Raw genomic sequence first — 24,205 nt, 5'->3', positions numbered from 1 at the left:
CGCGGCCAGCCGTCCCTTCCTTGCCCCGGAGCTTCAGGCCCATGAAAAGCTATCGCAAAGAACTCTGGTTCGACACCCCGAGCCGGATCGCCTTCCTCAACATCACCCCGCAGATCGAAACCTGCCTGCTCGAAAGCGGCGTGCGGGAAGGTTTGGTGCTGGTGAACGCCATGCACATCACCGCCTCGGTGTTCATCAACGACGATGAGTCCGGCCTGCACCGCGATTTCGAGTCCTGGCTGGAACAACTGGCCCCACACGCCCCCCTCGGCCGCTACCAGCACAACCGCACCGGCGAGGACAATGGCGATTCCCACCTCAAGCGCCAGGTGATGGGCCGGGAAGTGGTGGTCGCCATCACCGAGGGCCGGCTGGACTTCGGGCCGTGGGAGCAGATTTTCTACGGCGAATTCGACGGCAAGCGCAAAAAACGGGTGCTGGTGAAAATCATCGGCGAATAAAGCCGCCTCACCAGCCAGCTTCGTCGTCGTCCTGGTAGGGCTTGGGCCGGACGCCTCCGGGGATTTTCGGCTTTTTCGCCGTCCGCAACAGGGTCAGGGCGTTGCCGACCACCAGCACGATCACAAGCGTCAAAAACAACCAAAACATTGCCATGGCGGCGCATCTTCCCAAATCGATTGGTAAGACACTAGCATACCGCCCAGCCTCCGCCATCACCACATTATCCAAAAAATGCCCATGCCCCACCGCGTCACCCCTTCCCTAGCGCCAACGTCCTCGGCGGGAGCCGGTCCATGAGTACCGCCGCCGCATGGCATATCGGCCAATGGCTGAACACGGTGCAATCCACCTTCGTGGGACTGCTCCGGGTCTGGTCGGTACCCATCGTGTTGCTGCTCAGTTTCGCCTCGGGCTATACCACCTATTACGGACTGTCCCATTTCATCACCGCCTGGATCGCCCTGGTCATCACCATCGCGGTGCAATCCATCGTGGTCATCTGCACCCTGGAACTGGCCGGGATGCATTGGCGGGCCAATCCGCCGCGGTTCCTGATGGTGGTCCTTTCCCTGCTAGTGGCGCTGACGGTGTCGGTGTCGTTCTCCTATTTCAAGTTCTACGAATTCTCGCAGCGCGATTCGATGCTGATCCAGCGGCAAAGCCAGCTCGAAGCCGCGGTCGACACCTATATGACTGCCGTGGTCGGACTCAAGAGCCAGATCACCGCCGTCCAGCGCCAGCGCATCGAACAGGCGGCGGAACAAGCTACCCAAGCCTACCTGGGTTCGCTGCCCGCCATGCGCGGTTCGCGGCATCCCATTGGCAAAGGCCCGGTTTGGGGCCATTACAACGAAATCCTCCAGGTCGAACAGGCCAAGCTCAAGCAACTCGAATCCCGCTTCCAACAACTGGAAGCCGATTCGACCGCGCTGCGTGGTAGCCTCAAGGCGTTCGCCGCCAAGATGGACGACGAAGCCCGCTATGCCCGCCTGCTGCTCGATTTCCAGACCCTCCAAACCAGTGCCGAAACCCTGGTGTCCGAACACGGCCTGTCCCCCATCGTCCCGCCCCGGCTGGGTTCCCACGCCGAATTCACCCAGGGCGTCACACCTTCCTTCGCCATGTGGGACAACGTGTCCTGGTTCGCCCTGGCCTGTGCCTCGATGGTGGATTTCTTCGTGCTGGTCCTGTCCTACCGGCTGGAATTCACCGCACCCGGCCCCCTCACCGAAGAGGAAAAAGACCTCGCCTACCAAGGATTGCGGCAATTCGGCGAATTCACCATCAACAAAAACGACGAACTCGAATTCGTCATCGAGCGTACCGAACTGGAACGGGCGCGGCGCGTGTCCGATTGGTCGCGCATGTTCGCCGTGGCTTTCCTGCTCAACCGCGGCTATCTCCGCAAAATGAGCGACCGCGCCGTGGAATTCGCCCCCAACCTCTATCCCTTGATCGCCGAACGCATGAACCTGAACGCCCGCAAAAGCCCCGAGCTGAAAGTCTTGCCCGGCCCGGAAGACAAACTGGCCGAAGCCCTACGGAGGAAAGGCCATGGATGAATACAACGCGCCGGAACCCCGCTGGGAAGCCGGTTTCGAGGGCGACCGCCGCATCGTGGTGTCCAAGCTCGGGCCGTTCCTCAAGGTCTACGCCCGCCCCAAGCAATACACCCGGCGCTTCTTCCACCAAGTCCACGAACTCAACATCGAGGATTGGCCGATCCCGGTGGAACCCCTGCGCCTCGGACCGTTCTGCACCGTCGAATCCCGGCTGTCGGTGCGGTTCCAACCCACCCTCAAATTCGCCCGCGAGCATCTCGAACATATCGCCGACCTGGGGGGCTTGATCAAATCCAGCTACGCAACCCTGTTGCTGGATGCCGCCGAGCAGGAACTCAGGACGCTGGAACCCACCGGGCGAATGGAAGAGGACGCCGTCCAGGTCGAGCGCCGCATCGAGGACATCGTCCACGAACTCTTGGCGCTACGGGAAATCCAGTGCCGCGCCCGCTGCGCCATCGATATCGTGTTCGCCAGTCCCGACAGTCTGGACGAACACACCCTGAGCGGCGACGCCAAGCACAAAGAGGTCTATCTCGAACTCCTGCGCCGCCGCCGCGAAAGCGCCGAGCGCCTCGCCCGCGAGCATTACGACCGCCAACTCCACGAACACCAGCTCAAGCTGGAACACGAGGCGAAAATGCTGGAACTGCACAAGCAGGAAGCCGAACTGCGCCGCCAGAAACAAGCCCACGAAACCGAGCAGGTGCGGACCGATTTGTCGGCGGACGAATTACGCTACACCGAGCAAATCGACAGCGAGGTCCGTCTGCGCGAGGAGCGCATCCGCCACGAGGCCCGGTTGCGGCAGATGGAACTGGAAGCCGACCTCGCCGAAAAAAACCTGCGCACCGAAGCCCTGACCGACGTGGAGCATCACCTGCGCCGGGAAATCGAACTCCTGGCCCTGGAACGCCAGCGCTTGATGCTGGAAGAGGAAATCCACGACGTGAAGGTCGCCCGCGCCAAAGGCTGGGTCTCGAACGCCAAGCGCCGCCTGTCCCTGGGCGAAGGCGAAGACCCCGAAACGGCGCGGCGCTGAACTTCCCGGACCGCCGCTACACTTTCACCCAGCCCCCGGACGCGGGGGCGCGAATCCTTCCTTCCCACGGCCCTATTCCCATGCACGCCATCCGTATCGCGCTCCTATCCTTGTTCCTGGCATCCAGCCCCGGCCACGCCAACCCCTGGTCGGAAGTTCCCGGTCCCAGCGAAGGCATGCCCCGCTCCATCGGCGAGACCAGCGCCGGCTGCATCGACGGTGCCGCCGCCCTGCCCACCGAAGGCCGGGGCTATGTGGTCATGCATCTGGAACGGCGGCGCAATTACGGCCACCCCTCGCTGGTCCACGCCGTGCGCGAACTGGGCGAGAAAGCCGCCCAGGGCATCGGCCTGTTGCATGTGGGGGATTTGGGGCTGGCGCGGGGCGGTCCCATGCCGTTCGGCCACCGCAGCCACCAATCGGGGCTGGACGTGGATGTGTGGTTCGACCTGAACCCCGGCCTGCATGCCCGCGCCGACCGGATGCGTTCCAACATCCCTGCGCCCAGCCTGTTGAACAGCGCGGCCCGTGGGCTGGATTACGAACTGTGGAGCGACCGCCATATCCGCGTCCTGCAAGCCGCCGCCCACCTGCCGGGCGTGGACCGCATCTTCGTCAACGCCTATATCAAACGGGAACTGTGCCGCACGGTGGCGGGCGACCGCGATTGGCTGCGTAAAATTCGCCCCTGGTACCACCACGACGACCATTTCCATATGCGCCTCGCCTGCCCGCCCGACAGCCCGGCCTGCGTGCGCCAGGAACCCATCCCCTTGGGCGAAGGCTGCGATTCCAGCCTGGATTGGTGGTTGCACCAGCATCCGGCCCTGCCCAGCAAGCCTTCGGAGCCGAAACCGGCCCTGCCCTCCGCCTGCCGGACGGTACTGGCGGACCCATAGCCCGGATGCGGCGGCGGAATCCGGGCTAATTGGCCAACACCGCCGCCTCGATCAACCGCGCTTCTTCTTCCCCGAACCCGCCCCGCACCAAGCGCCCCAAGGCCACGCCCGCCCCCGCCGGAAAACGCCACAATCCGCCCAAACCGCGCAGGAAACCGACCAATTCCGCCTCGGCTTCCACCGACAGCGCCTCCTTGCCACCCTTGCCCTCGCGGCGCAACAGGCACTCGATCAACACCGCGCCCAGGAACCTAAGGCTATGCACCACATGGGTATTCATATCGCTCATCAGATAATCGAAACGCTCGTCGAACACGGGATCGCGGCGGTAGGCATCGAACCGGCCCGCCCGCACCGCCTCCCGTAGCAACCCGAAAAACCGCCGCTGCGCCCGGTGCGAACGCGGATCGTGGAAGAATTTATAGGCGTGTTCCAGATCGTGGACCAGGAAGGCGAAACCATTGGCATGGGTCAGCACCGGATTCAGCGCCCTGGCATAATCGGCCACGACCGTGACCGGACGGGTGCCCGCTACCTGCATGTCCAGCACGGTTTCTGGGCTGGGAATGGCGGTCGTCAGGGTCAAGGGCCAGTCGCCGCGCAGCCACGCCGCGAGCGCCACCGGCACATTGGGAATCACGCCCAGGAAATACTGGCGTTCGAACGCCTCGACCAGCGCGGTCCGCAACCCCGTATCGCCGTCCCCGGCGAAGCGCGGCAACCACACATCGGCCTCGGGCTTGGGATCGGCTTTGGATTGGCGGGAAGCATAGCGGCGGCCATGCAGGGCGATCTGCCACGCCAGGAAATAGGCGGCGGCATAGACGGCATCGCCCAATTCCCCGGAGCGGTGGCGCTCGGCCAAACGGGGCAGGCAATCGGCAAGGGCGGGATCGGGCGTCACGGGCGGAACTCGGCGGGCGAAAACGGCTATTGTCCGCCAAGCGCCCGCCGACGAAAAAGCCGCCGGTTTCCTCGCGGACAGCCCGGCGGCTTCTTGGCCGCGGTCAAGCCGACCGCGGCGGCTGGCGTGGCATCAAGCCGCGAAATTGGCCGCGACGAAATCCCAGTTCACCAGGTTCCAGAACTCCTCGACATACTTGGGACGGGCGTTGCGGTAGTCGATGTAATAGGCGTGTTCCCAGACATCGCAAGTCAACAGCGGGGTCTGGCCAGCGGTCAAGGGACAACCGGCACCGGTGGTGCTGACCAGGGCCAAGCCGCCATCGGCATTCTTGACCAGCCAGGCCCAGCCGGAGCCGAAGGTGGTCACGGCGGTCTTGGCGAAGTCTTCCTTGAACTTGGCGAAGGAACCGAACGCTTGGTTGATGGCCTCGGCCAGCGCCCCGGTGGGTTCGCCACCGCCGCCCGGCTTCAGGCCGTTCCAATAGAAAGTGTGGTTCCACACCTGGGCGGCGTTGTTGAAAAGGCCGCCGGAAGACTTGCGGACGATGTCTTCCAAGGACAGATCGGCGAACTCGGTGCCCGCGATCAGGTTGTTCAGGTTGGTGACGTAGGTCTGGTGGTGCTTGCCGTAGTGGTATTCCAGGGTTTCCGCGGAGATGTAAGGCTCCAGGGCGTTCTTCTCGTAAGGCAGCGGGGGAAGTTCGTGGGTCATCTCTCATACTCCTTTCATAGGTTGTTTTTGACTAAGGCCGACCCGTTCATGGACGGGCCTGCAATTCCAAGCAAAACAGTAGGGAATCTAGTCTACCATCGGCCTCGGAAGCGGATAAAGCATTCCCAGGTGGACAGACTGTGGCGGAAATCTCGCGGAATCCTTGCAAGCCCTTGAAACTTTGGGCAAAAAAAAGAGCTTCGACGGAAGCTCTTTCATCGGAATCGATCAGCCGAGGTCATGGACAACCTCCTGGGCGGCGCGCACCAGCGGGCATGGGCTTAGATCCTATGGTCGTCGTTCCATTTCTGCACCTTGGCCTTCCAAGTGCCGTCCGGCTGGCGCTTGAGGACGCTGTACAGCACGGCCCCGTAGCGGTGCTTGGTCACCGGCTGCCCGCCCTGGGTCTGGACGCCGGACAGTTCGGCGGTGGCGACGATGGTGTCCTTGTGGTCCTCGGTCACGCTGACGATATCCATGGCGTATTCGCCGCGTTGGATGACGTTCTGCCAGAAGGCGCGGATTTCGCCCGCCCCCCTCGACACCGCCCCGTCCGGACGCAGCAGCATGGCGTTGTCGGCGTAGAGCGAGACGATGGCATCGACCTTGCCTTTGGCGAAGGCGGCGTTCCATTGCGCGGCGCTGGTTTCGGCGATTTGGCGGGCGTCGTCGCCCTGCGCCCGCGCCGTTCCGGCGCTAGTGACTAAAGCTAGCAATAGCCCTAAGCTACGTTTCATTGTGGTTCTCCGAAAAATCCAAGCAGGATAGAAGCGAGGCGGATTATAGGAAACCATATTTCGTTTACAATGCCCAATAAACTCTACTAATTGTTTCCATAACCACAAGCCCCCAGCCCTATGGACAAACTCACCAGCATGCTGGTCTTCACCAAGGTTGCCAAAGCCGGCAGTTTCGCCTCGGCAGCGAAGGAACTCGGCCTGTCGCGGGCCATGGCGACCAAACATGTGATGCAACTCGAAAACGGCCTGGGGATCAGGCTGTTGAACCGCACCACCCGTAACCTCAGCCTCACCGAAGTCGGGATGGTATATCTGGAACGCTGCCTCCAGATCCTCGACGAGATGGAGGAGATGGAAATCGCCGTCACCCGGCTGCAAACCGAGCCGCGCGGCACCTTGAAGGTGAACGCCACGCCGTTCTTCGGGGCCTACCATCTGGCCCCGGCGGTCGCCGCCTATACCGAAATCTACCCGGACGTGAACGTCGAGATGATCCTGCAAGCCTCCTATGTGGACTTGATCGAGGAAGGCTTCGACCTCGCCATCCATTTGGACGAACTCAGGGATTCCAGCCTGATCGCGCGCAAGCTCGGTAGTTCGCAGCGGGTGGTGTGCGGTTCGCCCGCTTATTTCAAGAAGCACGGCTCGCCCAAAACCCCGGACGACCTGCGCAAGCACAATTGCCTGGTCAATTCCAGCCTGCCGCCGCGCGACCAATGGCAGTTCAGCGTGCCGGGCGGCGAAACCACCGTGATCAAGGTCGGCGGCACCATGCAATCCAACGTGGCCGACGCCCTGCGCATGGCGGCCTTGAGCGCCTTGGGGCTGGTCTTGCTGCCGACCTATATGGTGGGCCAGGATATCCGCAAGAACCGCCTGCAAGCCGTCTTGACCGACTACATCCCGGCCCCCTTGGAAATCCACGCGGTCTATCCGCACCGCAAACACCTCTCGGCCAAGGTGCGCACCTTCGTGGACTTCCTGCACGAGCGCTTCCATCCCAAGCCCTATTGGGAAGAATGGGCGCAGAACGACTGAGCCGCGCATGAACCTGGAAATCGAACGCAAATTCCTGGTCGTGGACGATAGCTGGCGGAGCGCGGCCCGCGATCCGGCCCATTTCCGCCAGGGCTACCTCAACGACGAAAAGCATTGCTCGGTGCGGGTGCGTGTCGCGGGTGGGCGGGCTTGGCTGAATCTCAAGAGCGTCACCGTCGGGGCGCAGCGCCACGAGTTCGAATATGAGATTCCGGTCCGGGACGCCCACCAAATGCTGGACCTGCTGAGTTGCAAGCCCATCATCGAGAAAACCCGCCACTACCTGGACAACGGCCCGCACACCTGGGAAATCGATGTGTTCGAGGGTGACAACGCCGGCTTGGTGGTGGCGGAAATCGAGTTGGGCAGCCCCGACGAGGTTTTCGAGAAACCGGCCTGGGCGGGCGCGGAAGTCACCCACGACCCCCGCTATTACAACACCTGCCTCGCCAGCCACCCCTATAAGCTCTGGCGGGTTTCATGACCCCAGGGCGCATCCGCGCCCATCCCCCCGCGCACCCCCCCATGAACCTGTTCCTGAGCCTGCTCTCGATCCTCGTCCTCGCCGCCATGGCCGCGGCCTTTATCGGCGCGCGCCTGCCCAAAACCCACCATGCGGTCAGCCGCATCCGGCTCAGCGCCACCCCGGAACAAGTCTGGGCGGTCATCCTGGATTTCACGGCCTACCCCGAATGGCGACCGGGCCTGGACCGGGTCGAATTGGGACCGGAATGCGGGGGTTTGCCGAGTTGGTTCGAGGTCTGCGGCCGCTTGGGCCGGGTGCATTTCCAGGTGGTGGAATGCGCGGCACCGCGCCGCCTCGTCACCCAGATCGACAACGATGGCCTGCCGCTGGCGGGCGCTTGGACCTACGAATTCGAGCCGGACGGCACGGGCACCTTGCTCACCCTCACCGAATGGGAAAGCATCCACCACCCCCTGTTGCGGTTTTTCGACCGTTTCGTGTTGTCCTACCATGGCGTGATGGATGTCTACCTGACCGCCCTGGCCCGCAAACTGGGCGATCCCGCCCACCCCCAACACCTCAGCCTGAAACTGGACGACGCCTGAACCCCCATGCCCTATCTTCCCACCAAGACCCAATTCCTTTGGCTGGCCACCGGCTTCGAGGGTGGCTTGATCGTCCTGGCCTATGGCCTGGGCTGGCTGGCCGCCATCGATCCCCTGTCCGCCTGGAGCCTCGATCCCGGCAGCCTGCTGCTAGGGCTGCTGGGCACGTTGCCGCTGTACCTGCTGTTCGCCCTCAGCTACCGCTTCCCCATCGCCGGGATGCGCGAGATCAAGGAATTCCTGGTCAGCAAGCTAGGGCCGCTGCTGTGCCGTTGCCATTGGACCGAATTGCTATACCTGGGCTTCCTGGCCGGGGTGTCGGAGGAAATCCTGTTCCGGGGTTTCCTGCAACCCTGGTTCGAGCAGGATTGGGGCTGGATCGGCGGCTTGGTGTTCAGCAATATGGTATTCGCCCTGGTGCATTGGGTGACGCCGCTATATGGCCTGCTGGCGGGGTTGACCGGAGCCTATCTCGGCTGGACCCTGGATTTCGGCGGCGAGCGCAACCTCGTAATACCGATCCTCATCCACGCCATCTACGATTTCCTAGCCTTCCTGGCCGTGGCCCAGACCTATATCCGCCGCCAGAGCGCCTAGCATCTCCGGTTCGGGTTTATGCACGGGCTCATCCCCGCCCCGATAGATAAAGCCGCCTTATGTATCGAATAAAATTTATCGATTTTTCTGATTTGCATGATTCCGCAATACTATCCACCAAGCGCAACAAGCTCCCGGCCAGGCCGGGACACCTCAACCCGGTTGGCGCACCCATTTCTCTTTACCTCCCCCTTGAGTAGTTGACTCCGCCACCGGGCGGAGTTTTTTTTGCCCATAAAAAAAGGCCGACCCCCCGGTCGGCCTTGGGCGCGGACGGGTCGGCCTACAACCAGGACACAATCAACAACGCCACCAGGTTGACCAGTTTCATCAGGGGCGGCAGAGCCGGGCCGACCACGGCTTGGTAGAAGCCATCCTCGCCCCCGCCCACCGGATCGGCCCCCGATTCCGGGCCGGACTTGGCGCGGACGCTGTTGCCAAAATAGCGCTTGGCACTTTCCCAGGCCGCGCCGCCGATCAGCATCGCGACCGCCAGGAACAGGCCGGTCACGATCACGCCGACCATCAACCCGCCCAACGCCGCCTTGCCCAAGGCCACGCCGACCAGGACCGGCACGGCCAGCGGCAAAGCGGCGGGCACCAGCGACTCCTGGATATCGCGGCCCGCGCGGCCCGCCGCTTCCATCAACAAACCCCCGAACAAATACGGCAACAAACCGCCGACGAACACACCGATGACAACCCGGTAATCGCCGAGATCGAGCGCCACCGCGCCCCCCGGCCCGCGGGCATAGGCGAAAAACAAGGCCAAGGCCGCCAAGCCCGCCGCGCCGACGGTGTAAGCCCGGACCACGGGCCGCACCGCCGCGCCCGCCGCATCCAGGGTGGCGGTGGCGTCGCGGGCGGTTTTGGGCAAACCGGCCTGTGCGGCCAATCCGTCCAATCCGCTCCCATAGGCATCCAGCATGACAAACACCCCGGCCAGGGACACCAAGGCCGTGGCGGCGACGGCGATGCCATACAAGCCCGCCGCTTGGTGGGCACCCCACAGGCAAGCGCAAACCGCCAACACCGGCCCCGTGGTCGAGCGCAAAACCACCGCGAACCCGGCCCCGATCCGGGCGGCGGGACCGATGGCGTCGGCTTCGACGATCCGCCGCACCGGCCCCCGCCCGTTGTCCGCATGGTATTCGGCCAGTACCGCCAGCAAGAGGGTCAGCGCCCCGCCCAACACGGCGGCGAAGAACACGCCATGGGCCGACACCTCCGCGCCGACACCGGCGAAAGCCGCCAGGGTCGCCGGATAATCCACAACCAGCGCCAAACCCACCGCCAGCAACGCGGTCTGATACAAGGTCTCGACGATCTTGCGGCCCTTGTCGAGGCGGGCGACCGCGACCGCCGCCAAGGCCGCGGCCAAGCCGACACCGGCCAGCACCAAGGGATAGGCCCGGCCCGCCTCCGCCGCCAGCGATCCGCCCAGCAACATGGTGGCGACCAGGGTGGCGATATAGGTCTCGCACAAATCCAGCACCACCGCCGCGCCGCCTCCGGCCCAAGCTTCCAGCCGCGCCGCCAAGGCCACCAGGGAAACCCCGAAGGCCACGCCCACCAGGGGCCGCAATGCTTCCTGGGCATCCGCAGCCATGAGCAGGCTGTAATACCCGGCCAGCCCCAACACGCCCAAACCGAGCGCCAATCCGCCCAGCGCCGCCCCACCCCGCAACACCACGGCGAAAGCCGGTCCCGCCCCCGAACGGGCGGCTTCGACGGCACGGTGCCGGGCCAAGGCCGGAACCTCCACCCCCGCCCAAACCAGCCACCCGGCCAAGGCCACACCCAGGGCACAACCCCAGGCCACGGCCCAGCCCAGGGTCAAGGCAATCAGGACGAACCCGGCCCCGCCGAACTTGGCCAGCCCAGGGTAGCGGGACTCCCAACAAGAACGAATCGCCCGCCCCGGCCCGGAAGCGGCTTGCCGCAGCCGGTCGTCGCCTTGGGGTTTGGCGCCGATCCAACGCAGGGCGAGCACGCCATAGACCACGGCGGCCAAACCCGCCACGAAGGCCAGGGCCATGCCCCAACCCAAGACCCCGCCCGCGCACAAGGCTTCGGCGAGTCCCAACAAAACAAGGGTCTTGGCGCGGCGGTCGCCGAGGACCGCCCGCGCCCCCTCGTGCGCATAGGCCATGAGAGATAAGGCCATGATGATCTCCTTAGGATGGAATTCTGGAAGCGGTGCGGGGAATTGGGCGCGTGGCCCGGAGGGTGGACGGGCGCATCCGCGCCGCCCTGGAAGCCTGGCGGAATCCCATCGGCGATGGGCCAGGGTGGCCGGAAAGCGCCCCCGTCAGCCCCCAACCCCTTGATTTCCGCCCTTTCGCAAAGCGGCGTACCTTAGAGCAATTGCCATTCCAGCACAAGGCGCGGGGCGCGGGATTGAAGACCGCCTACGCCACGGATACCCTTATGTCCCAGACGCTGTTCAAACCTCCGCGTGGAACCTGGGCGCGTGCTTGACAACAATAACCCAAAAGCGAACGGCGACGATGGATAGAAGGAAAAACCCGAGAAAAATGGTGACCCACCCCCTGGAAGTCCGCGACCTCAACCGCGGCGTAGCACTGGGCCATCTGGCCGATATCGGCCTGGACGGCCTGATGCTGCTATGCCCGGAGGTGGTGCCCGCCAGCCGGGTCTATGCCTTGGCCCTGGACCTGCCTGGAGAACTCGGCCAGGGCGCCCAGGCCGAATTCGGGGCCGAAAGCCTATGGACCGAAACCAGCCTGGAACCGGGCCGGTATTGGGTCGGTTTCCACATCATCGATATTTCCCCCGCCAACCAGGAACGTCTGCGCCAACTGGTCGCCCTGTTTTGAGCTAAGAAACTGTCTGGCAAAAAGGAATTCATGTAGAGTCAAGCCCCCGTTGATTTTCCAAGGTTCCCCGACATGAGCTATCCGAGCGACCTGAGCGACGAAGAATGGTCGTTGATCGAACACCACTTCCGCCCGAAGGACCGGCGTGGCAATGCCAGCAAGCACCCGCGCAAGCGGGTGGTGGACGCCATCCTGTACGTGGTGGAGGGCGGCATCAAATGGCGGATGCTGCCGAAGGACTTCCCGCCCTGGCAGACCGTGTACGACCATTTCAGCCGTTGGAACAAGGCCGGGGTCTGGGAAACGGCCCTGGACGAGATCAACGCGCGGCATCGAAAAAAAAGCATCGGGCCGGTTCCCCGAGCTACGCCATCATCGACTCGCAGAGCGTCAAGACCCAGTACGCCAGCGAGGAGCGGGGGATCGACGGCGGCAAGCGCGTGAAGGGGCACAAGCGGCACATCGTCGTGGACGTCCTGGGCCACCTGCTGCATGTCGAGGTCCACGCCGCCAACCTGAGCGACACCGTACGCGGCTGCGAAGTCATGCGCCGGGCGGCGGAGAAGCATCCCGGCATCGAGGCATTCTCCGGCGACGCGGGCTATCGCGGCACGGCGGTCGAATACGTGGAGGAAAAGCTGGGCTTGGTCCTGCACATCTCGCAAAGGATCGTGGACGGCTTCGCCGTCCTGCCGAAACGCTGGATCGTCGAGCGGACGTTCGCCTGGTTCGGCTCGTTCCGCCGGTTGAGCAAGGATTTCGAAACCCTTACCGCCACCGCCGAGAACGTTATCCGCATCGCCATGCTGAGGACCACCCTTGCAAAATGTGTCTGAGCTTTTGCCAGACAGCTTCTAATCCAACCGGCCCCACACCGCGAGATGGTGGTCGTCCACCGGGCGCACCGCCAAGGTCGGCAGCCCCGCCTCCACCAACTGCGCCCGGACCTCCTCCACCCGGTAGGCGGCCCGCAGCGAATGCTCAAAATCCCGCCGCAACACCGCCGGCGCGTCCGCCGCGTAACGCAGGACCAAGGCGTCCACCGCAGCGGGACCGTCCGGCCGCATCAAATCCATCACCAGCACCGGAGCGCCCGGCCCGCCCCAACGCCGGATCGACGCCCACAACACCCTGGGATCGGCCAGATGGTGCAGCAAGGAATTCGACACCACGGCATCGTAAGTCGCCAAGGGCGGCACCGCGCCGGGCAGATAGCCTTCGACCAAGCGCACCCGGTCGTCCAAACCCGCCCGCCGCACCGCCTCGCGCCCGCATTCCAGCATCGCCGCCGCCCCGTCCAGGCCGTCGATTCGGCACAGGGGATAGGCGCGAGCCAGGCGCAGGGTAACATCCGCCGGACCGCAGCCCAGGTCCAGCACCGTCCCGGCCAGGGTTTCCCCTGGGAAAGCCTCCTGGAACAGGGTCACGAAACGCTGGTGCGGCTCGGAGAAATCGGCTTCGGCATAGGCGCGGGCCTGGGCCGTGTCGTCCATCAATTCGGGTTCGGGGATACGCTGCATTTTATGGGGTCCATCGGTTCCAATCGGTTAAATCAAGCCATGTTCGGCGAATGAATAGGGATCGCCCTCGCCCACGATGAAATGGTCCAGCACCCGGATATCGACCAGCGACAAAGCCTGTTTGAGCTTCACCGTGATGAATTTATCAGCGTCGCTCGGCTCGGCCACACCCGAGGGATGGTTATGCGCAAAGATCACTGCGGCGGCGTTGAAGGCCAGCGCCTGCTTCACCACCTCGCGCGGATAGACACTGGCCCCGTCGATGGTGCCCCGGAACAACTCCTCGAAGCCGATGGCCCGGTGCTGGTTGTCGAGGAACAAGCAGGCGAACACCTCGTGCGGATAGCCGCGCAACTGCGAGGACAGATAGCGGCGGGTCAGGTCCGGGCTGGTCAGGGCGCTTTCGCGCTTGAGGCCCTCCTTGAGATGCCGCCGCGCCATCTCCAACACCGCCTGCAACTGGGCGTATTTGGCGCTGCCGAGGCCGGGGCTGCGGCTGAAGCTCTCGAAATCGCTTTCCAGCAAGGCCCGCAAGGAACCGAAGCGCACCAACAACTCCCGCGCCAAATCGACGGCGGTCTTGCCCTTGACGCCGGTACGCAAGAAAATCGCCAGCAATTCGGCGTCGGAAAGCACGCCCGGCCCGCGCAGCAAGAGCTTTTCGCGGGGCCGCTCGTCGTCGGGCCAATCGGTGATGGGCATGGGAAGCTCGCGGATGCCAACAAAACGCGACCAAGGATAGAGCGCCACCCGCAAAATTGCCATAAGCCCGAGCCATTCCATCCCGTTCCAAACACAAACCCCATGCATCCCCTAGCCTCACACAAGATACTCCTGGGCGTCACTGGCGGCATCGCGGCCTACAAGGCGGCGGAACTGACCCGCCTCCTGACCGGGGCCGGGGCCGAGGTCCAAGTGGCGATGACCCAGGCCGCCACCGGCTTCGTCGCCCCGCTCACCTTCCAAGCCCTGTCGGGCCACCCGGTCCACCTCGAACTGCTCGATCCCGCCCAGGAAGCGGCCATGGGCCATATCCAACTGGCACGGTGGGCCGACACGGTCTTGATCGCCCCGGCCAGCGCCGATTTCATCGCCAAGCTCCGGGCCGGGCTGGCCGACGACCTGCTCTCGACCCTGTGCCTTGCCGCCACCGTGCCCCTGGCCATCGCCCCGGCCATGAACCACGCCATGTGGGACCACCCCGCCACCCGCGACAACATCGCCTGCCTGGAACGGCGCGGCGTGCGCGTCCTCGGCCCGGCCAGCGGGGCGCAGGCTTGCGGCGAAACCGGGCCGGGACGGATGCTGGAACCCGCCGCGATCCTGGCCGCGCTGGCGGCGGGGCGGGGTGGTACCGGGCTTTTGGCCGGAATCCGCGTCCTCATCACCGCCGGTCCCACGCGGGAACCCATCGACCCGGTGCGCTACATCAGCAACCGCAGTTCCGGCAAGATGGGCTATGCCGTGGCCGCAGCCGCGTTGGCGGAAGGCGCTGAAGTGGTCCTGGTCAGCGGTCCCACGGCGCTGCCGCCGCCGCAGGTCCATGAGTTCGTGACGGTGGAAAGCGCCGCCGAGATGTACGCGGCGGTGATGGCGCGGGCGGAAAGTTGCGGCATTTATATCGGGACGGCGGCGGTGGCCGATTACACCCCGGTCGCGGCGGCACCGCAAAAGATCAAGAAAACCCTGGCCGAAACCCAGATCGCCCTGACCCGGACCCCGGACATCCTCGGCACCGTGGCGGGCTTGGCGCGGCGTCCCTTCACGGTGGGCTTCGCCGCCGAAACCCACGACCTGGAAAACTATGCCCGCCAGAAGCTCGCGGGCAAGGCGCTAGATATGGTCGCCGCCAACCAGGTCGGCCAGGGCTTGGGCTTCGATGCCGAGGACAACGCCTTGTTCGTATGCTGGCCGGGCGGCGACACCCGGCTGCCCTTCGCCCCCAAGCGGCGGCTGGCCGAACAACTGGTCCGCCTGATCGCCGAGCGCTACCGCGCCACCGGCTCATAGCTCCCGGCACCACGCCAGATCGACCCGGAACCCGCCCTCCGGCCGATTACGGGCGCTGATCGAACCCCCATGTGCCTCGACCGCCCGCCGGGCGATGGCGAGTCCCAAGCCGAAGCCCTCCGGCCCACCGCCATCGGCGTTACGGAAAAACGGCTCGAAAATCGCGGCCAAGCGCTCCTCGGGCACGCCCGGTCCCTGGTCCAGCACCGCCAGCCGCACCCGCCGCGCATCACTGGCCGCGTCGATTTCCAGGGTGACGCGGCCACCGGGCAGGGTGTGCTTGATCGCGTTGCGCACGATGTTCTCGATGGCCCGGTAGATCAATTCGCCGTAGCCACGGATCGGGATTTCGCCCAGTTCGGGACAGACCACGGCCACATCCTTGGCCGCGGCCTCGAAACGGGCGTCCTCGACGATAGACTCGACCAACTCGCCCAGATCGACCTCTTCCACCCTGGCCCCCGGCATCCCGGCCTCCAGCCGCGACAGGGTCAGCACCTCGCCGACCAGGGCGTCGAGCCGCCCGGCCTCGCGTTCGATGCGGTCCAGGCTGGCAGCGGCCTGTTCCGGCCGCTGGCGACCCAAACCCACCGCCGCTTGCAAGCGGGCCAGGGGCGAGCGCAACTCGTGGGACACATCGTGCAGCAAGCGCCGCTGGGCTTGCACCAACTGGCCGATGCGCTCGGCCATATGGTCGAAATGCCGTCCCAGGTCGGCCAGTTCGTCGCGGCGGCGGCCCATGTCCGGCCCGGCGCGGGTTTCCAAACGGCCCTGCGACAGCGCGGCGAAGGCCGAGCGCAGATGCCGGATCGGCTTGGACAGATACCACGCCAGCCACGCGCTAAACAACAGGCTGGTCAAGAACCCCGCCGCGCCCAGCACCAGCCAGGGCGGCGGCCTGCCATACCGATGCGGCGGAGGCGGCGGCGGCGGCGGTTCGCCGGGGAGCGCCTCGGGCACGGGCATGAACAACAAGTAGCGATGGCCGTCCTGGGCCGGGATTTCCCGGATTTGCCGGGGATAATCTCCGGTCCGCGCCCAGAGCCGGGCTTGTTCCAGCGGCTCCGGGGGTAAAACCCGCCCCAGGAGGTCGCGGCCCTGTTCATCCACCGCGTAGACCGGCGGCCCCCGCCCGTCCCCGGCCTCGGCTAGGAAATCCCGCAGCGCCGCCAGCCCGCCCCAGCGCAGCACATCGGCCGCGGCCCCCACGCCCAGGGTGGCGTGCCCGCGCACCAATACCCCGCCCATGGCCTCGCGCTCGCTGCGATGGTGCCAGGATACCAGCGCCCCGACTCCCGCCGCCGCCGTGACCTGGGCCAGCCAGATCGCCAGGAACAGTTTCCAGAACAGTTGGCCCATGGCTTCACTCCTTCACGAACAAATAGCCCCGGCCCCGCACCGTCTGAATCCAAGATTCGCCGTCCGGCCTCGCGCCGAGCTTCTGGCGGATGCTGCTCATATGGACATCGATGCTGCGGTCGAAGCGGACCAGGGGCCGGCCCAGGGCGGCTTCGGACAATTCGCCCTTGCCCACCACCTGGCCGGCCTGGCGGGCCAGGATTTCGAGCAGGCTGAATTCGGTGCTGGTCAGGTCCAAGGGACGGCCCTCCCAGGACGCGGCGCGTTTATGCGGATACAGGGCCAGGGGACCGACCGCGAGCGCGGCGTCGGTTTCCGGGGCGTTCTGGGTGCGGCGCAGGATGGCGCGGACGCGGGCGGCCAATTCCCTGGGCGTGCAGGGCTTGGGCACGTAGTCGTCGGCCCCGAGTTCCAGGCCGAGGATGCGGTCCAAATCGTCGCCCTTGGCGGTAAGCATCAAGACCGGCAAGCGGCTGTGCAGGCGGATCCGGCTGAGCGCCTCGATGCCGTTCATGCCGGGCATCATCACGTCCAGCACCACCAGGGCGTAGCGGCCCGACAAAGCCGCCTCCACCCCGCTAACCCCGTCGTGCAGCGCCGTCACCGCGAAGCCCTCGCCCCGCAGGTATTCCGCCAGCATCCCCGCCAGTTCCTCATCGTCATCGATCAACAACAGGTTCATGGTTCGTCTTCCCGTGGATGGCCGCCCCGATGATAGCCAAAGCCCACCGGCCCGGAGGTCGCGGACCCTGGGTTTTACATAGTTTTACATTGGGCTTAACCCCCGTTTACGTGGGCTGCTGGAATACTTACCGCCACAGGGGAGGCATACCGCGAACCCCTATCCGCCACGAGGCAATCCCCATGAAATACCGTCCTATCCTACGCCGCATTTTCCTGTCCGCCTGCCTGCTCGGCCTGCCCTGGGCCGCGTCGGCCAATCCGCCCAATTGCGCGTTCGAGGGCCACGGCGGCAAACCCGGCTTCGCCCCGGACCGGCTGCCCCCGTTCCTGAATGGCATCAGCCTCGACGAGGCCCAGAAAACCAAGATCACCGAGTTGCTCAAGACCCAGGGCGAAGCGCTCCGCGGCAAGGCCGAAACCGGCCACCAAGCCCGCAAGAAACTGATGGAATTGGCGTTCTCGTCCGATTACAGCGACGACAAGGCCAAGACCCTGGTCGAAGCCGACGCCCCGGCCCTGATGGAAGTGGCGATAGGCCACGCCCGCCTGGACCACGCGATCTTCGAATTGCTGACTACGGACCAGCGGCGCCAAGCCCAGGAGAACCTGGCGAATTTCAAGGAGCGCTTCGGCAAACCCTAAGGTCCGGTCCCGGAGTTCCCCATGGAACGTTTGATCCACCTCTGGCTGCTGGTCAACGGCACCGTGCTCGTAGGACTGCTGGTGTGGTCGGTCAATTTGGCCCGGCGTGAGCGCATCCAGCGCCCCTGACCGGACCCCGGACCCGTCGGCGAAATACCCCATCCCAACCATCCCCCCGCAATCCGGGCGGGTCCGGTCGAACCGGCTCCCGCCCCCGCTTCCCGCCGGGTTGTGAAGCCTTCCCCATCCAGATTAAACTCCCCCGCGAAACCGGACTTCGGGTCCGGTATGGGCGTGGCGGGCCACGGATTTTTCCGCCCCGGCCCGATCCAGGACAGAAGCAGCCCAAGCTGACAGCCCCCCGAACCATCATGCCCCCGCCCGTTTCCCGTCCCCACGCCAATCCCGGCCCGGAATCCCCGTCCCCCGCACCTTCCGTCCCGCGGCGGGCCGGGACGGCGCACACTTCAACACCACGGACCTTTTATGCGAAGAATGATCGAAGCCCGCATCGTCAACGACCTGCTGGGCGATAGCGTCCCGCTGCCCACCTACGCCACGGACGGATCGGCCGCCATCGACCTCCGCGCCTGTATCGCCGAACCCGTGACCCTCGCGCCGGGTGGCCGCTGTTTGATCGGCAGCGGGCTGGCGCTCAATATGATGGACCCCGGTCTGGTCGCCATCGTGGCCTCGCGTTCGGGGCTATCCTTGAAGCACGGCGTCCGCGTCGCCCAAGGCATCGGCGTGATCGACGCCGACTACCATGGCGAGATCGGCGTGATCCTGGCCAACGATGGCGGCGAACCCTATACCGTGCGGCCGGGCGACCGTATCGCCCAACTCCTGTTTCAACCCGTGGTACAGGTCGAACTGGGCTTCGTCGCCGGTTTCTCGACCACCACCGGACGGGGTGCGGGCGGATTCGGCCATACCGGCCAGTCGTAAGCGCCGCCGCCCGGACCCGAACCGCTGCGGATACCACCCGATTCCAGCCCCGTGCCGATTTGAGGAGACCCGATGAGACCCTGCGCAGCGCTCCCGTCCACACCCGCCCAGGCCGGACCGGACGGTATCCGATGAAACCCAAGCTCAAATTCACGCTCAAGTCCAAGCACGATTCCGAAAGCGGGCCGCGCCTCAACCTCGCCCGGTTGTTCGCGGGTCTCGGCGGCTTGTCCTTGCTCGGCCTGGTGGGGAGCGCCTGGGGGCTTTACACGCTCGCCATCCAGGGGCAGGCAACGGCCAGCCTGCAAGGTTCGCGCTGGGTCGCCGAAACCGCTGCCGCCCATCTTTCCCACGTCCTGGCCCTGAGCGGCGGCGTCCTCGAACAGCAGGCCCAAGACCCCGATTACGCCCGCATCCTCGGCGGCGGGGAACCCGACCGCATCCGGGCCGCGGAAGAACGGCTGACCCGCGCCTTGCCCGAAGCCCTGCTGGTGCGGCTGTTGCCCGACAGCCTCGACGTGCCGGACGAGCAACGCACGCCGCGCATGGGCTATGCCGACCTGGACGCGGTGCGGCAGGCGGGTTCCCAGCCGATGCCGCCCACCCTGCACGCCGCCAACACGCCGGATGCCCATATCGCCCTGGCCAAGCCCCTGGCCGGAGGCAATGGGGTCGTCCTGGCCAGCCTCACCCCCAAACTCGCCACCGCCGCCCTGCCCAAGCTCGACCGGGGCGGCCTGGAACTCAAGCAGCAAAACCTCAGCTTCGCCTTCCAGGGTGAAACGGCGCTCAAGTCCACGCCGCCGGACGGCACGGTGCCGGTGCCCGGCACGCCCTGGACCCTGGCCTATTGGGGAGCGCGTTCCGATGGGGCGGAGTTGCCTTGGTTCCTGGGTTACGCCGGTTTGGCGGCCTTGCTCATCGCGGCCGGGGCTTATCTCGCCCAGCGCTGGGCCACCGCCGCCCTGCGCCACGACCAGGACAATATCGTCCTGATGGTGCGCGATGCCCTTTCCGGCAAGGGACCGCGGCGTTATCCGCTCCAGCTCGGGGATACGCTACGGCTGGCGCTGCAACTGGAGCAATTGAAAGGACCGCCGCCCGCGTCCCCCACCGCGTCCGAACCTAGCGTCCCGGCCCCGCTGCCGGGCCTTCCCGCCGAAGGCCCATACAATCCCTTCAGTATCGTGCTGGCGGAACCCGAGATCACCGAATTGCCCGCGGTCGAAATCCCCACCGCCGCCACCCCGCCAACGGCTCCCGCCGTCAGCCTCGACCCCGCCCTGTTCCGCGCCTACGACATCCTGGGCACGGTGGGCGCGAACCTGACCGCCGAGACGATGCAACTGCTGGGCCGGGCCATCGGCAGCGAAATCCGCGAGCGCGGCGAATATACGGTGGCCATGGGCCGCGATGGCCGCGCCTCCAGCCTGGAACTGGCCCAGGCCCTGGGCCGGGGCTTGACCGCCAGCGGTTGCTCGGTAATCGACGTGGGGCGGGTGCCGACCCCGGCCTTGTATTTCGCCCTGCACGCGCTGGGGTTGGAATCGGGCGTCATGCTCACCGGCGGCGACGCGCCCCCCGACCAGAACGGCCTGAAGCTGCTCATCGGCGGCGAGCGCCCGGACCGCGACGGACTCCTGAAGCTCAAGGAACGCATCGAACACGATCATTTCGCCAGCGGCAACGGGATGTTGGAGGCACAGAACATCCTCCAGGATTACGCCGAGAGCATCGTCCACGACACCCAGTTGGGCCGCGAGATGAAGGTCGTGATCGATTGCGGCAACGGCGTCACCGGCCCCTTCGCCCCGGATTTGTTCCAGGAAATCGGCTGCCAGGTATTGCCGCTCTACACCGAGGTCGATGGCGCTTTCCCCAACCATTTCCCCGATCCCAGCCAAACCGCCAACCTCGCCACCGTGATCCGCGCCGTGCGCCAGGAACGGGCCGACCTGGGACTGGCCTTCGACAGCGACGGCGACCGGCTGGGCGTGGTGGATTCCTCCGGCAAGATCATCTGGCCCGACCAGCAGATGATGCTGTTCGCCGCCGACGTGCTGTCGCGCCAGCCCGGCTCGGACATCGTGTTCGACGCCCAATGCACCCGCCACCTCGCCAGCCACATCGTGCGCAACGGCGGACGGCCTTTGATGTGGAAGGTCGGCGCGGTGCCGCTCCACACCAAGCTCAAGGAGACCGGGGCGCTGCTAGCCGGGGATTTGGCCGGGCATTTCTTCTTCAAGGAGCGCTGGTCCGGCTTCGAGGACGGACTGTACGCCGCCGCCCGTTTGCTCGAAATCCTGTCCGGCGACCCGCGCCCCACCGCCCAGGTGTTCGCGGAACTGCCCGAGAACGTCAAGCTCCCGGAACTGCGCATCAACATGTCCCACGCGGAGAAACCCCGGTTCCTGGAACAGGTCCGCGCCCAGGCCGATTTCGCCGATGCGCGGATCACCGATATCGACGGGCTGCGGGTCGATTTCGCCGACGGCTGGGGCTTGGTGCGCGACGATCCCGACAGCCCGACCCTGGCGCTGCGCTTCGAAGCCGACAATCCCGATACCCTCCTGCGCATCCAGGGCGAATTCAAAACCCTATTGCAAAAGGTCAAACCCAAGCTTTCCTTCCCCTTATCGCTCTCGGAGAGGCTCGACCCCTGATGAAACTGCAATCCGCCCTGGAAACCGCGTCCGCATCCCAAATCGCCCACGTCCTAATCGAGGCGCTACCCTATATCAAGCGCTTCAAGGGCAAGACCCTGGTGGTGAAATACGGCGGCAACGCCATGACCGACGAGCGCCTGAAGCAGAGCTTCGCCCGCGACATCGTGCTGCTCAAGCTGGTGGGCATCAACCCGGTGGTGGTCCACGGCGGCGGGCCGCAGATCGGGAACCTCCTGCAACGGCTGGGCAAGACCAGCGAATTCGTGCAGGGGATGCGGGTGACCGACGCCGAGACCATGGACGTGGTGGAAATGGTGCTGGGCGGTTTGGTCAACAAGGAGATCGTCAACCTCATCAACCAGCACGGCGGCCGGGCGGTGGGCCTGACCGGCAAGGACGGCGATTTGGTGCGGGCGGAGAAGATCGCCCTGACCCAGCTCGCGCCGGGAGCCGACGAGCCGGAGATCATCGATATGGGCCATGTGGGCCGGGTCAAGAGCATCGACCCCCGCGTCGTCGATACCCTGGTGCGCGGCGATTTCATCCCGGTGATCGCGCCCATCGGGGTCGGCGACGACGGTTTCTCCTACAACATCAACGCCGACCTGGTGGCGGGCAAGATGGCCGAGGTGTTGAAGGCCGAGAAGCTGATGCTGCTGACCAACACGGCGGGCATCCTGGACAAACAGGGCGGCTTGCTGACCGGGCTGTCGCTGGCGGAGGTGGAGGACTTGATCACCGACGGCACCATCAGCGGCGGGATGATCCCCAAGGTGCGTTGCGCCACCGACGCGCTGAACGGCGGAGTCGCCAGCGCCCACATCATCGATGGCCGGGTCGATCACGCTGTGCTGCTGGAACTGCTGACCGACCGGGGGATCGGCACCTTGCTGCTGCGGCGTTAGTATCTGTAGGGCGTGGTGTTCCATTCCGTCGCCATCGCCAAGCAATCCATGGAACGGGCCAAGACCTCCACCGGATTGAAGGTGACGGTGGATATCCTGGACGGGGTCTAAGCCACGGTGAAGAAGTGTTCCGCCGACCTCCTCCAAACCATGACGATCATCTTCGACGATTTCCTGCCACGATGGAACTATCGCGCCATTCCCATGGCTATCTGATTTCGGGAAGTTATTTCCGACCAAATCCTTACAGCGAGGACATGCAGCATGGTCAAACCATCGAAAACCGCCTGACCCTTGTGAATCCCTTTGCGTTGCCTTGACGGAAAGATGCGAAACGCTATGAAAATCTCCCTGATCGTCGCCATGGGCGCGAACCGCGTCATCGGCGTGGACAAGCGGATGCCCTGGCATTTGTCCGCCGATCTCAAGCGCTTCCGCCAAATCACCCTGGGCAAGCCCATCCTCATGGGCCGCAAGACCCACGAATCGATAGGCCGACCCTTGCCGGGGCGCACCAATCTCGTGCTGACCGCCAATCCAGCCTATACGGCGGCGGGGTGCGTGGTGGTCCACAGTCTGGAGGCCGCTTTGCGGGCGGCGGAGCAGGCGGGCGCGGATGAATTGATGGTGATTGGCGGGGCTGCGCTGTACCGGGAATGCCTGCCCAGGGCCGACCGGCTCTATCTCACCTTGATCCAGCGGGAGTTCGCGGGCGATACCTTTTTCCCGGAGTTCGATCCCGGCCCCTGGCGGGAAACGGCGCGGGAGGATATCGAACGCGACCCCGACAGCGGCCTGGGCTATAGTTTCGTGACGCTGGAACGGGCGGATTGATAACCGCCGGACCGGTTCCAGGCTGGACGGATTTTCCTATCATCGGGCCACCCACCGCCACCACCGCACGAGGATACCCATGGCCGATTTCCCCGAAGACATCTACACCGAAGCTTCCGACATCGATATCGACACCCTGGGCAATCTCGGCCCGCTGGCCGCGTTGGCGGGCATCTGGCAGGGCGCGGACGGGATCGATATCCGGCCCAAACCGGAAGGCGGCAAGCAACAGGCGTTCGTCGAGCGCATGGAACTTCAACCCATCGATCCGCAGACCAACGGCCCGCAGTTGCTATACGGCCTGCGCTACCACACCCATATCGTCAAGCCGGGGCAGGTGAAGACCTATCACGACCAAGTCGGTTATTGGCTATGGGAACCCGCCACCGGCACGCTGATCCAGACCTTGACCATTCCCCGCGGTTTGGTCGCGCTGGCGGTGGGCCGGGCCGGGGCCGACGCCAAAAGCTTCGAACTGGTCGCGACCGAGGGGGCGGAAGCCTATGGCATCCTGGGGACGCCGTTCCTGAACCATGGGTTCAAAACCGCCGAATTCCGCATCAAGGTGGATGTCCATGACGACGGTACGTGGTCTTACGACGAGGATACCGTGCTGCTCATCCGGGGCCGGGCCGAGCCTTTCCACCACCGCGACAGCAACACCTTGGTCAAGATCGGGGAGCCGACCCCGAATCCCTTGGCCCGCCGTTAGCGCATTTCCGGTTTGGGTTTGCGCCCAGCCATAGGGTGGGCATGTACCCATGCCCA

General features: G+C 65.2%; 27 protein-coding genes. 18 read left to right on the top strand and 9 right to left on the bottom strand.

Going from position 1 to position 24,205, the window contains the following annotated elements; all coding sequences use genetic code 11:
• The first annotated feature begins 41 nt into the window (after positions 1 to 41).
• Positions 42 to 461 (top strand): secondary thiamine-phosphate synthase enzyme YjbQ, encoded by a 420-nt coding sequence (locus tag B9N93_RS03040; protein WP_085210766.1) that lies wholly within the window; start codon positions 42 to 44, stop codon positions 459 to 461.
• Positions 462 to 468: 7 nt separating this feature from the next.
• Here the strand turns inward: B9N93_RS03040 and B9N93_RS25290 are convergent, their stop codons facing one another.
• Positions 469 to 615, bottom strand: coding sequence for a hypothetical protein (locus B9N93_RS25290; protein ID WP_176225060.1), 147 nt, complete (start codon positions 613 to 615; stop codon positions 469 to 471).
• A 140-nt stretch (positions 616 to 755) separates the two neighbouring features.
• Here B9N93_RS25290 and B9N93_RS03035 point away from each other — a divergent pair, with 140 nt between their 5' ends.
• From B9N93_RS03035 to mepA, 3 genes are all read left to right on the top strand, one after another.
• Positions 756 to 2,024, top strand: a complete 1,269-nt coding sequence (locus B9N93_RS03035; RefSeq protein ID WP_176225105.1) for a hypothetical protein — start codon at positions 756 to 758, stop codon at positions 2,022 to 2,024.
• A complete protein-coding gene (locus B9N93_RS03030; protein WP_085210764.1) occupies positions 2,017 to 3,066 on the top strand; it encodes a hypothetical protein in 1,050 nt (349 codons plus the stop codon). The genes B9N93_RS03035 and B9N93_RS03030 overlap by 8 nt, the downstream gene beginning before the upstream one ends.
• An 80-nt stretch (positions 3,067 to 3,146) precedes the next feature.
• A complete protein-coding gene (gene mepA, locus B9N93_RS03025; RefSeq protein ID WP_085210762.1) occupies positions 3,147 to 3,965 on the top strand; it encodes a penicillin-insensitive murein endopeptidase in 819 nt (272 codons plus the stop codon).
• Positions 3,966 to 3,990: 25 nt separating this feature from the next.
• Here the strand turns inward: mepA and B9N93_RS03020 are convergent, their stop codons facing one another.
• The 3 genes from B9N93_RS03020 to B9N93_RS03010 all read right to left on the bottom strand — a co-directional run bounded on the left by B9N93_RS03020 (position 3,991) and on the right by B9N93_RS03010 (position 6,320).
• Positions 3,991 to 4,869 carry a hypothetical protein gene (locus B9N93_RS03020; RefSeq protein ID WP_085210760.1) on the bottom strand — a complete coding sequence of 293 codons (879 nt, stop codon included), beginning with the start codon at positions 4,867 to 4,869 and terminating at the stop codon, positions 3,991 to 3,993.
• Positions 4,870 to 5,001: 132 nt separating this feature from the next.
• A complete protein-coding gene (locus B9N93_RS03015; RefSeq protein WP_085210758.1) occupies positions 5,002 to 5,583 on the bottom strand; it encodes a superoxide dismutase in 582 nt (193 codons plus the stop codon).
• 281 nt (positions 5,584 to 5,864) lie between these two features.
• A complete protein-coding gene (locus B9N93_RS03010; RefSeq protein WP_085210756.1) occupies positions 5,865 to 6,320 on the bottom strand; it encodes a YybH family protein in 456 nt (151 codons plus the stop codon).
• Between the two features lie 120 nt (positions 6,321 to 6,440).
• Here B9N93_RS03010 and B9N93_RS03005 point away from each other — a divergent pair, with 120 nt between their 5' ends.
• The 4 genes from B9N93_RS03005 to B9N93_RS02990 are packed head-to-tail and all read left to right on the top strand — an operon-like array spanning position 6,441 to position 9,029.
• Positions 6,441 to 7,361, top strand: coding sequence for a LysR family transcriptional regulator (locus tag B9N93_RS03005; RefSeq protein ID WP_085210754.1), 921 nt, complete (start codon positions 6,441 to 6,443; stop codon positions 7,359 to 7,361).
• Positions 7,362 to 7,368: 7 nt separating this feature from the next.
• On the top strand, positions 7,369 to 7,845 hold the full coding sequence (locus B9N93_RS03000) for a CYTH domain-containing protein (protein ID WP_085210752.1): 477 nt from the start codon (positions 7,369 to 7,371) through the stop codon (positions 7,843 to 7,845).
• Between the two features lie 41 nt (positions 7,846 to 7,886).
• Positions 7,887 to 8,432 carry an SRPBCC family protein gene (locus B9N93_RS02995; protein ID WP_085210750.1) on the top strand — a complete coding sequence of 182 codons (546 nt, stop codon included), beginning with the start codon at positions 7,887 to 7,889 and terminating at the stop codon, positions 8,430 to 8,432.
• Positions 8,433 to 8,438: 6 nt separating this feature from the next.
• The gene (locus B9N93_RS02990; RefSeq protein WP_085210748.1) at positions 8,439 to 9,029 is read left to right on the top strand and encodes a CPBP family intramembrane glutamic endopeptidase; all 591 of its coding nucleotides are present in this window, start codon (positions 8,439 to 8,441) and stop codon (positions 9,027 to 9,029) included.
• Between the two features lie 283 nt (positions 9,030 to 9,312).
• On the opposite strand, the gene B9N93_RS02985 is transcribed toward B9N93_RS02990, so the two are convergent.
• Positions 9,313 to 11,196 carry a sodium/proton-translocating pyrophosphatase gene (locus B9N93_RS02985; protein ID WP_085210746.1) on the bottom strand — a complete coding sequence of 628 codons (1,884 nt, stop codon included), beginning with the start codon at positions 11,194 to 11,196 and terminating at the stop codon, positions 9,313 to 9,315.
• A gap of 343 nt (positions 11,197 to 11,539) precedes the next feature.
• On the opposite strand from B9N93_RS02985, the gene B9N93_RS02975 reads away from it, so the two are divergent.
• The 3 genes from B9N93_RS02975 to B9N93_RS26160 all read left to right on the top strand — a co-directional run bounded on the left by B9N93_RS02975 (position 11,540) and on the right by B9N93_RS26160 (position 12,705).
• Positions 11,540 to 11,869: a PilZ domain-containing protein gene (locus B9N93_RS02975; RefSeq protein WP_085210742.1), complete on the top strand. Its 330-nt coding sequence runs from the start codon at positions 11,540 to 11,542 to the stop codon at positions 11,867 to 11,869.
• 72 nt (positions 11,870 to 11,941) lie between these two features.
• Entirely contained in the window at positions 11,942 to 12,313 is a 372-nt protein-coding gene (locus B9N93_RS26165; RefSeq protein WP_085210740.1) for a transposase, read from the top strand.
• Positions 12,241 to 12,705 (top strand): transposase, encoded by a 465-nt coding sequence (locus tag B9N93_RS26160; protein ID WP_085216151.1) that lies wholly within the window; start codon positions 12,241 to 12,243, stop codon positions 12,703 to 12,705. Before B9N93_RS26165 ends, B9N93_RS26160 begins: the two co-directional genes overlap by 73 nt.
• An 18-nt stretch (positions 12,706 to 12,723) precedes the next feature.
• Here the strand turns inward: B9N93_RS26160 and B9N93_RS02960 are convergent, their stop codons facing one another.
• The gene (locus tag B9N93_RS02960; protein ID WP_085210738.1) at positions 12,724 to 13,389 is read right to left on the bottom strand and encodes a class I SAM-dependent methyltransferase; all 666 of its coding nucleotides are present in this window, start codon (positions 13,387 to 13,389) and stop codon (positions 12,724 to 12,726) included.
• 27 nt (positions 13,390 to 13,416) lie between these two features.
• Positions 13,417 to 14,091 (bottom strand): RadC family protein, encoded by a 675-nt coding sequence (gene radC / locus B9N93_RS02955; protein WP_085216150.1) that lies wholly within the window; start codon positions 14,089 to 14,091, stop codon positions 13,417 to 13,419.
• A gap of 102 nt (positions 14,092 to 14,193) precedes the next feature.
• On the opposite strand from radC, the gene coaBC reads away from it, so the two are divergent.
• Positions 14,194 to 15,399: a bifunctional phosphopantothenoylcysteine decarboxylase/phosphopantothenate--cysteine ligase CoaBC gene (gene coaBC, locus B9N93_RS02950; protein WP_085210736.1), complete on the top strand. Its 1,206-nt coding sequence runs from the start codon at positions 14,194 to 14,196 to the stop codon at positions 15,397 to 15,399.
• Here coaBC and B9N93_RS02945 read toward each other — a convergent pair.
• Positions 15,394 to 16,758: a HAMP domain-containing sensor histidine kinase gene (locus tag B9N93_RS02945; RefSeq protein WP_085210734.1), complete on the bottom strand. Its 1,365-nt coding sequence runs from the start codon at positions 16,756 to 16,758 to the stop codon at positions 15,394 to 15,396. The genes coaBC and B9N93_RS02945 overlap by 6 nt on opposite strands.
• A gap of 4 nt (positions 16,759 to 16,762) precedes the next feature.
• A complete protein-coding gene (locus B9N93_RS02940; protein WP_085210732.1) occupies positions 16,763 to 17,440 on the bottom strand; it encodes a response regulator transcription factor in 678 nt (225 codons plus the stop codon).
• 182 nt (positions 17,441 to 17,622) lie between these two features.
• Here B9N93_RS02940 and B9N93_RS02935 point away from each other — a divergent pair, with 182 nt between their 5' ends.
• The 6 genes from B9N93_RS02935 to B9N93_RS02910 all read left to right on the top strand — a co-directional run bounded on the left by B9N93_RS02935 (position 17,623) and on the right by B9N93_RS02910 (position 24,149).
• Positions 17,623 to 18,084 carry a Spy/CpxP family protein refolding chaperone gene (locus B9N93_RS02935; protein WP_085210730.1) on the top strand — a complete coding sequence of 154 codons (462 nt, stop codon included), beginning with the start codon at positions 17,623 to 17,625 and terminating at the stop codon, positions 18,082 to 18,084.
• Between the two features lie 486 nt (positions 18,085 to 18,570).
• Positions 18,571 to 19,032: a dUTP diphosphatase gene (gene dut / locus B9N93_RS02930; protein WP_085210728.1), complete on the top strand. Its 462-nt coding sequence runs from the start codon at positions 18,571 to 18,573 to the stop codon at positions 19,030 to 19,032.
• Positions 19,033 to 19,163: 131 nt separating this feature from the next.
• Positions 19,164 to 21,695: a phosphomannomutase/phosphoglucomutase gene (locus B9N93_RS02925; protein ID WP_254899323.1), complete on the top strand. Its 2,532-nt coding sequence runs from the start codon at positions 19,164 to 19,166 to the stop codon at positions 21,693 to 21,695.
• Positions 21,695 to 22,603 (top strand): acetylglutamate kinase, encoded by a 909-nt coding sequence (argB, locus tag B9N93_RS02920; RefSeq protein ID WP_085210726.1) that lies wholly within the window; start codon positions 21,695 to 21,697, stop codon positions 22,601 to 22,603. The genes B9N93_RS02925 and argB overlap by 1 nt, the downstream gene beginning before the upstream one ends.
• 339 nt (positions 22,604 to 22,942) lie before the next feature.
• A complete protein-coding gene (locus B9N93_RS02915) occupies positions 22,943 to 23,437 on the top strand; it encodes a dihydrofolate reductase (protein WP_085210724.1) in 495 nt (164 codons plus the stop codon).
• 79 nt (positions 23,438 to 23,516) lie between these two features.
• Entirely contained in the window at positions 23,517 to 24,149 is a 633-nt protein-coding gene (locus B9N93_RS02910) for an FABP family protein (RefSeq protein WP_085210722.1), read from the top strand.
• The last annotated feature ends 56 nt before the right edge of the window (positions 24,150 to 24,205 follow it).

This window comes from Methylomagnum ishizawai (genome assembly GCF_900155475.1).
Lineage (GTDB): Bacteria > Pseudomonadota > Gammaproteobacteria > Methylococcales > Methylococcaceae > Methylomagnum > Methylomagnum ishizawai_A.
The sequence above is the reverse complement of the archived record's forward strand: the minus strand, read 5'-3'. Positions and strand labels throughout refer to the sequence as shown.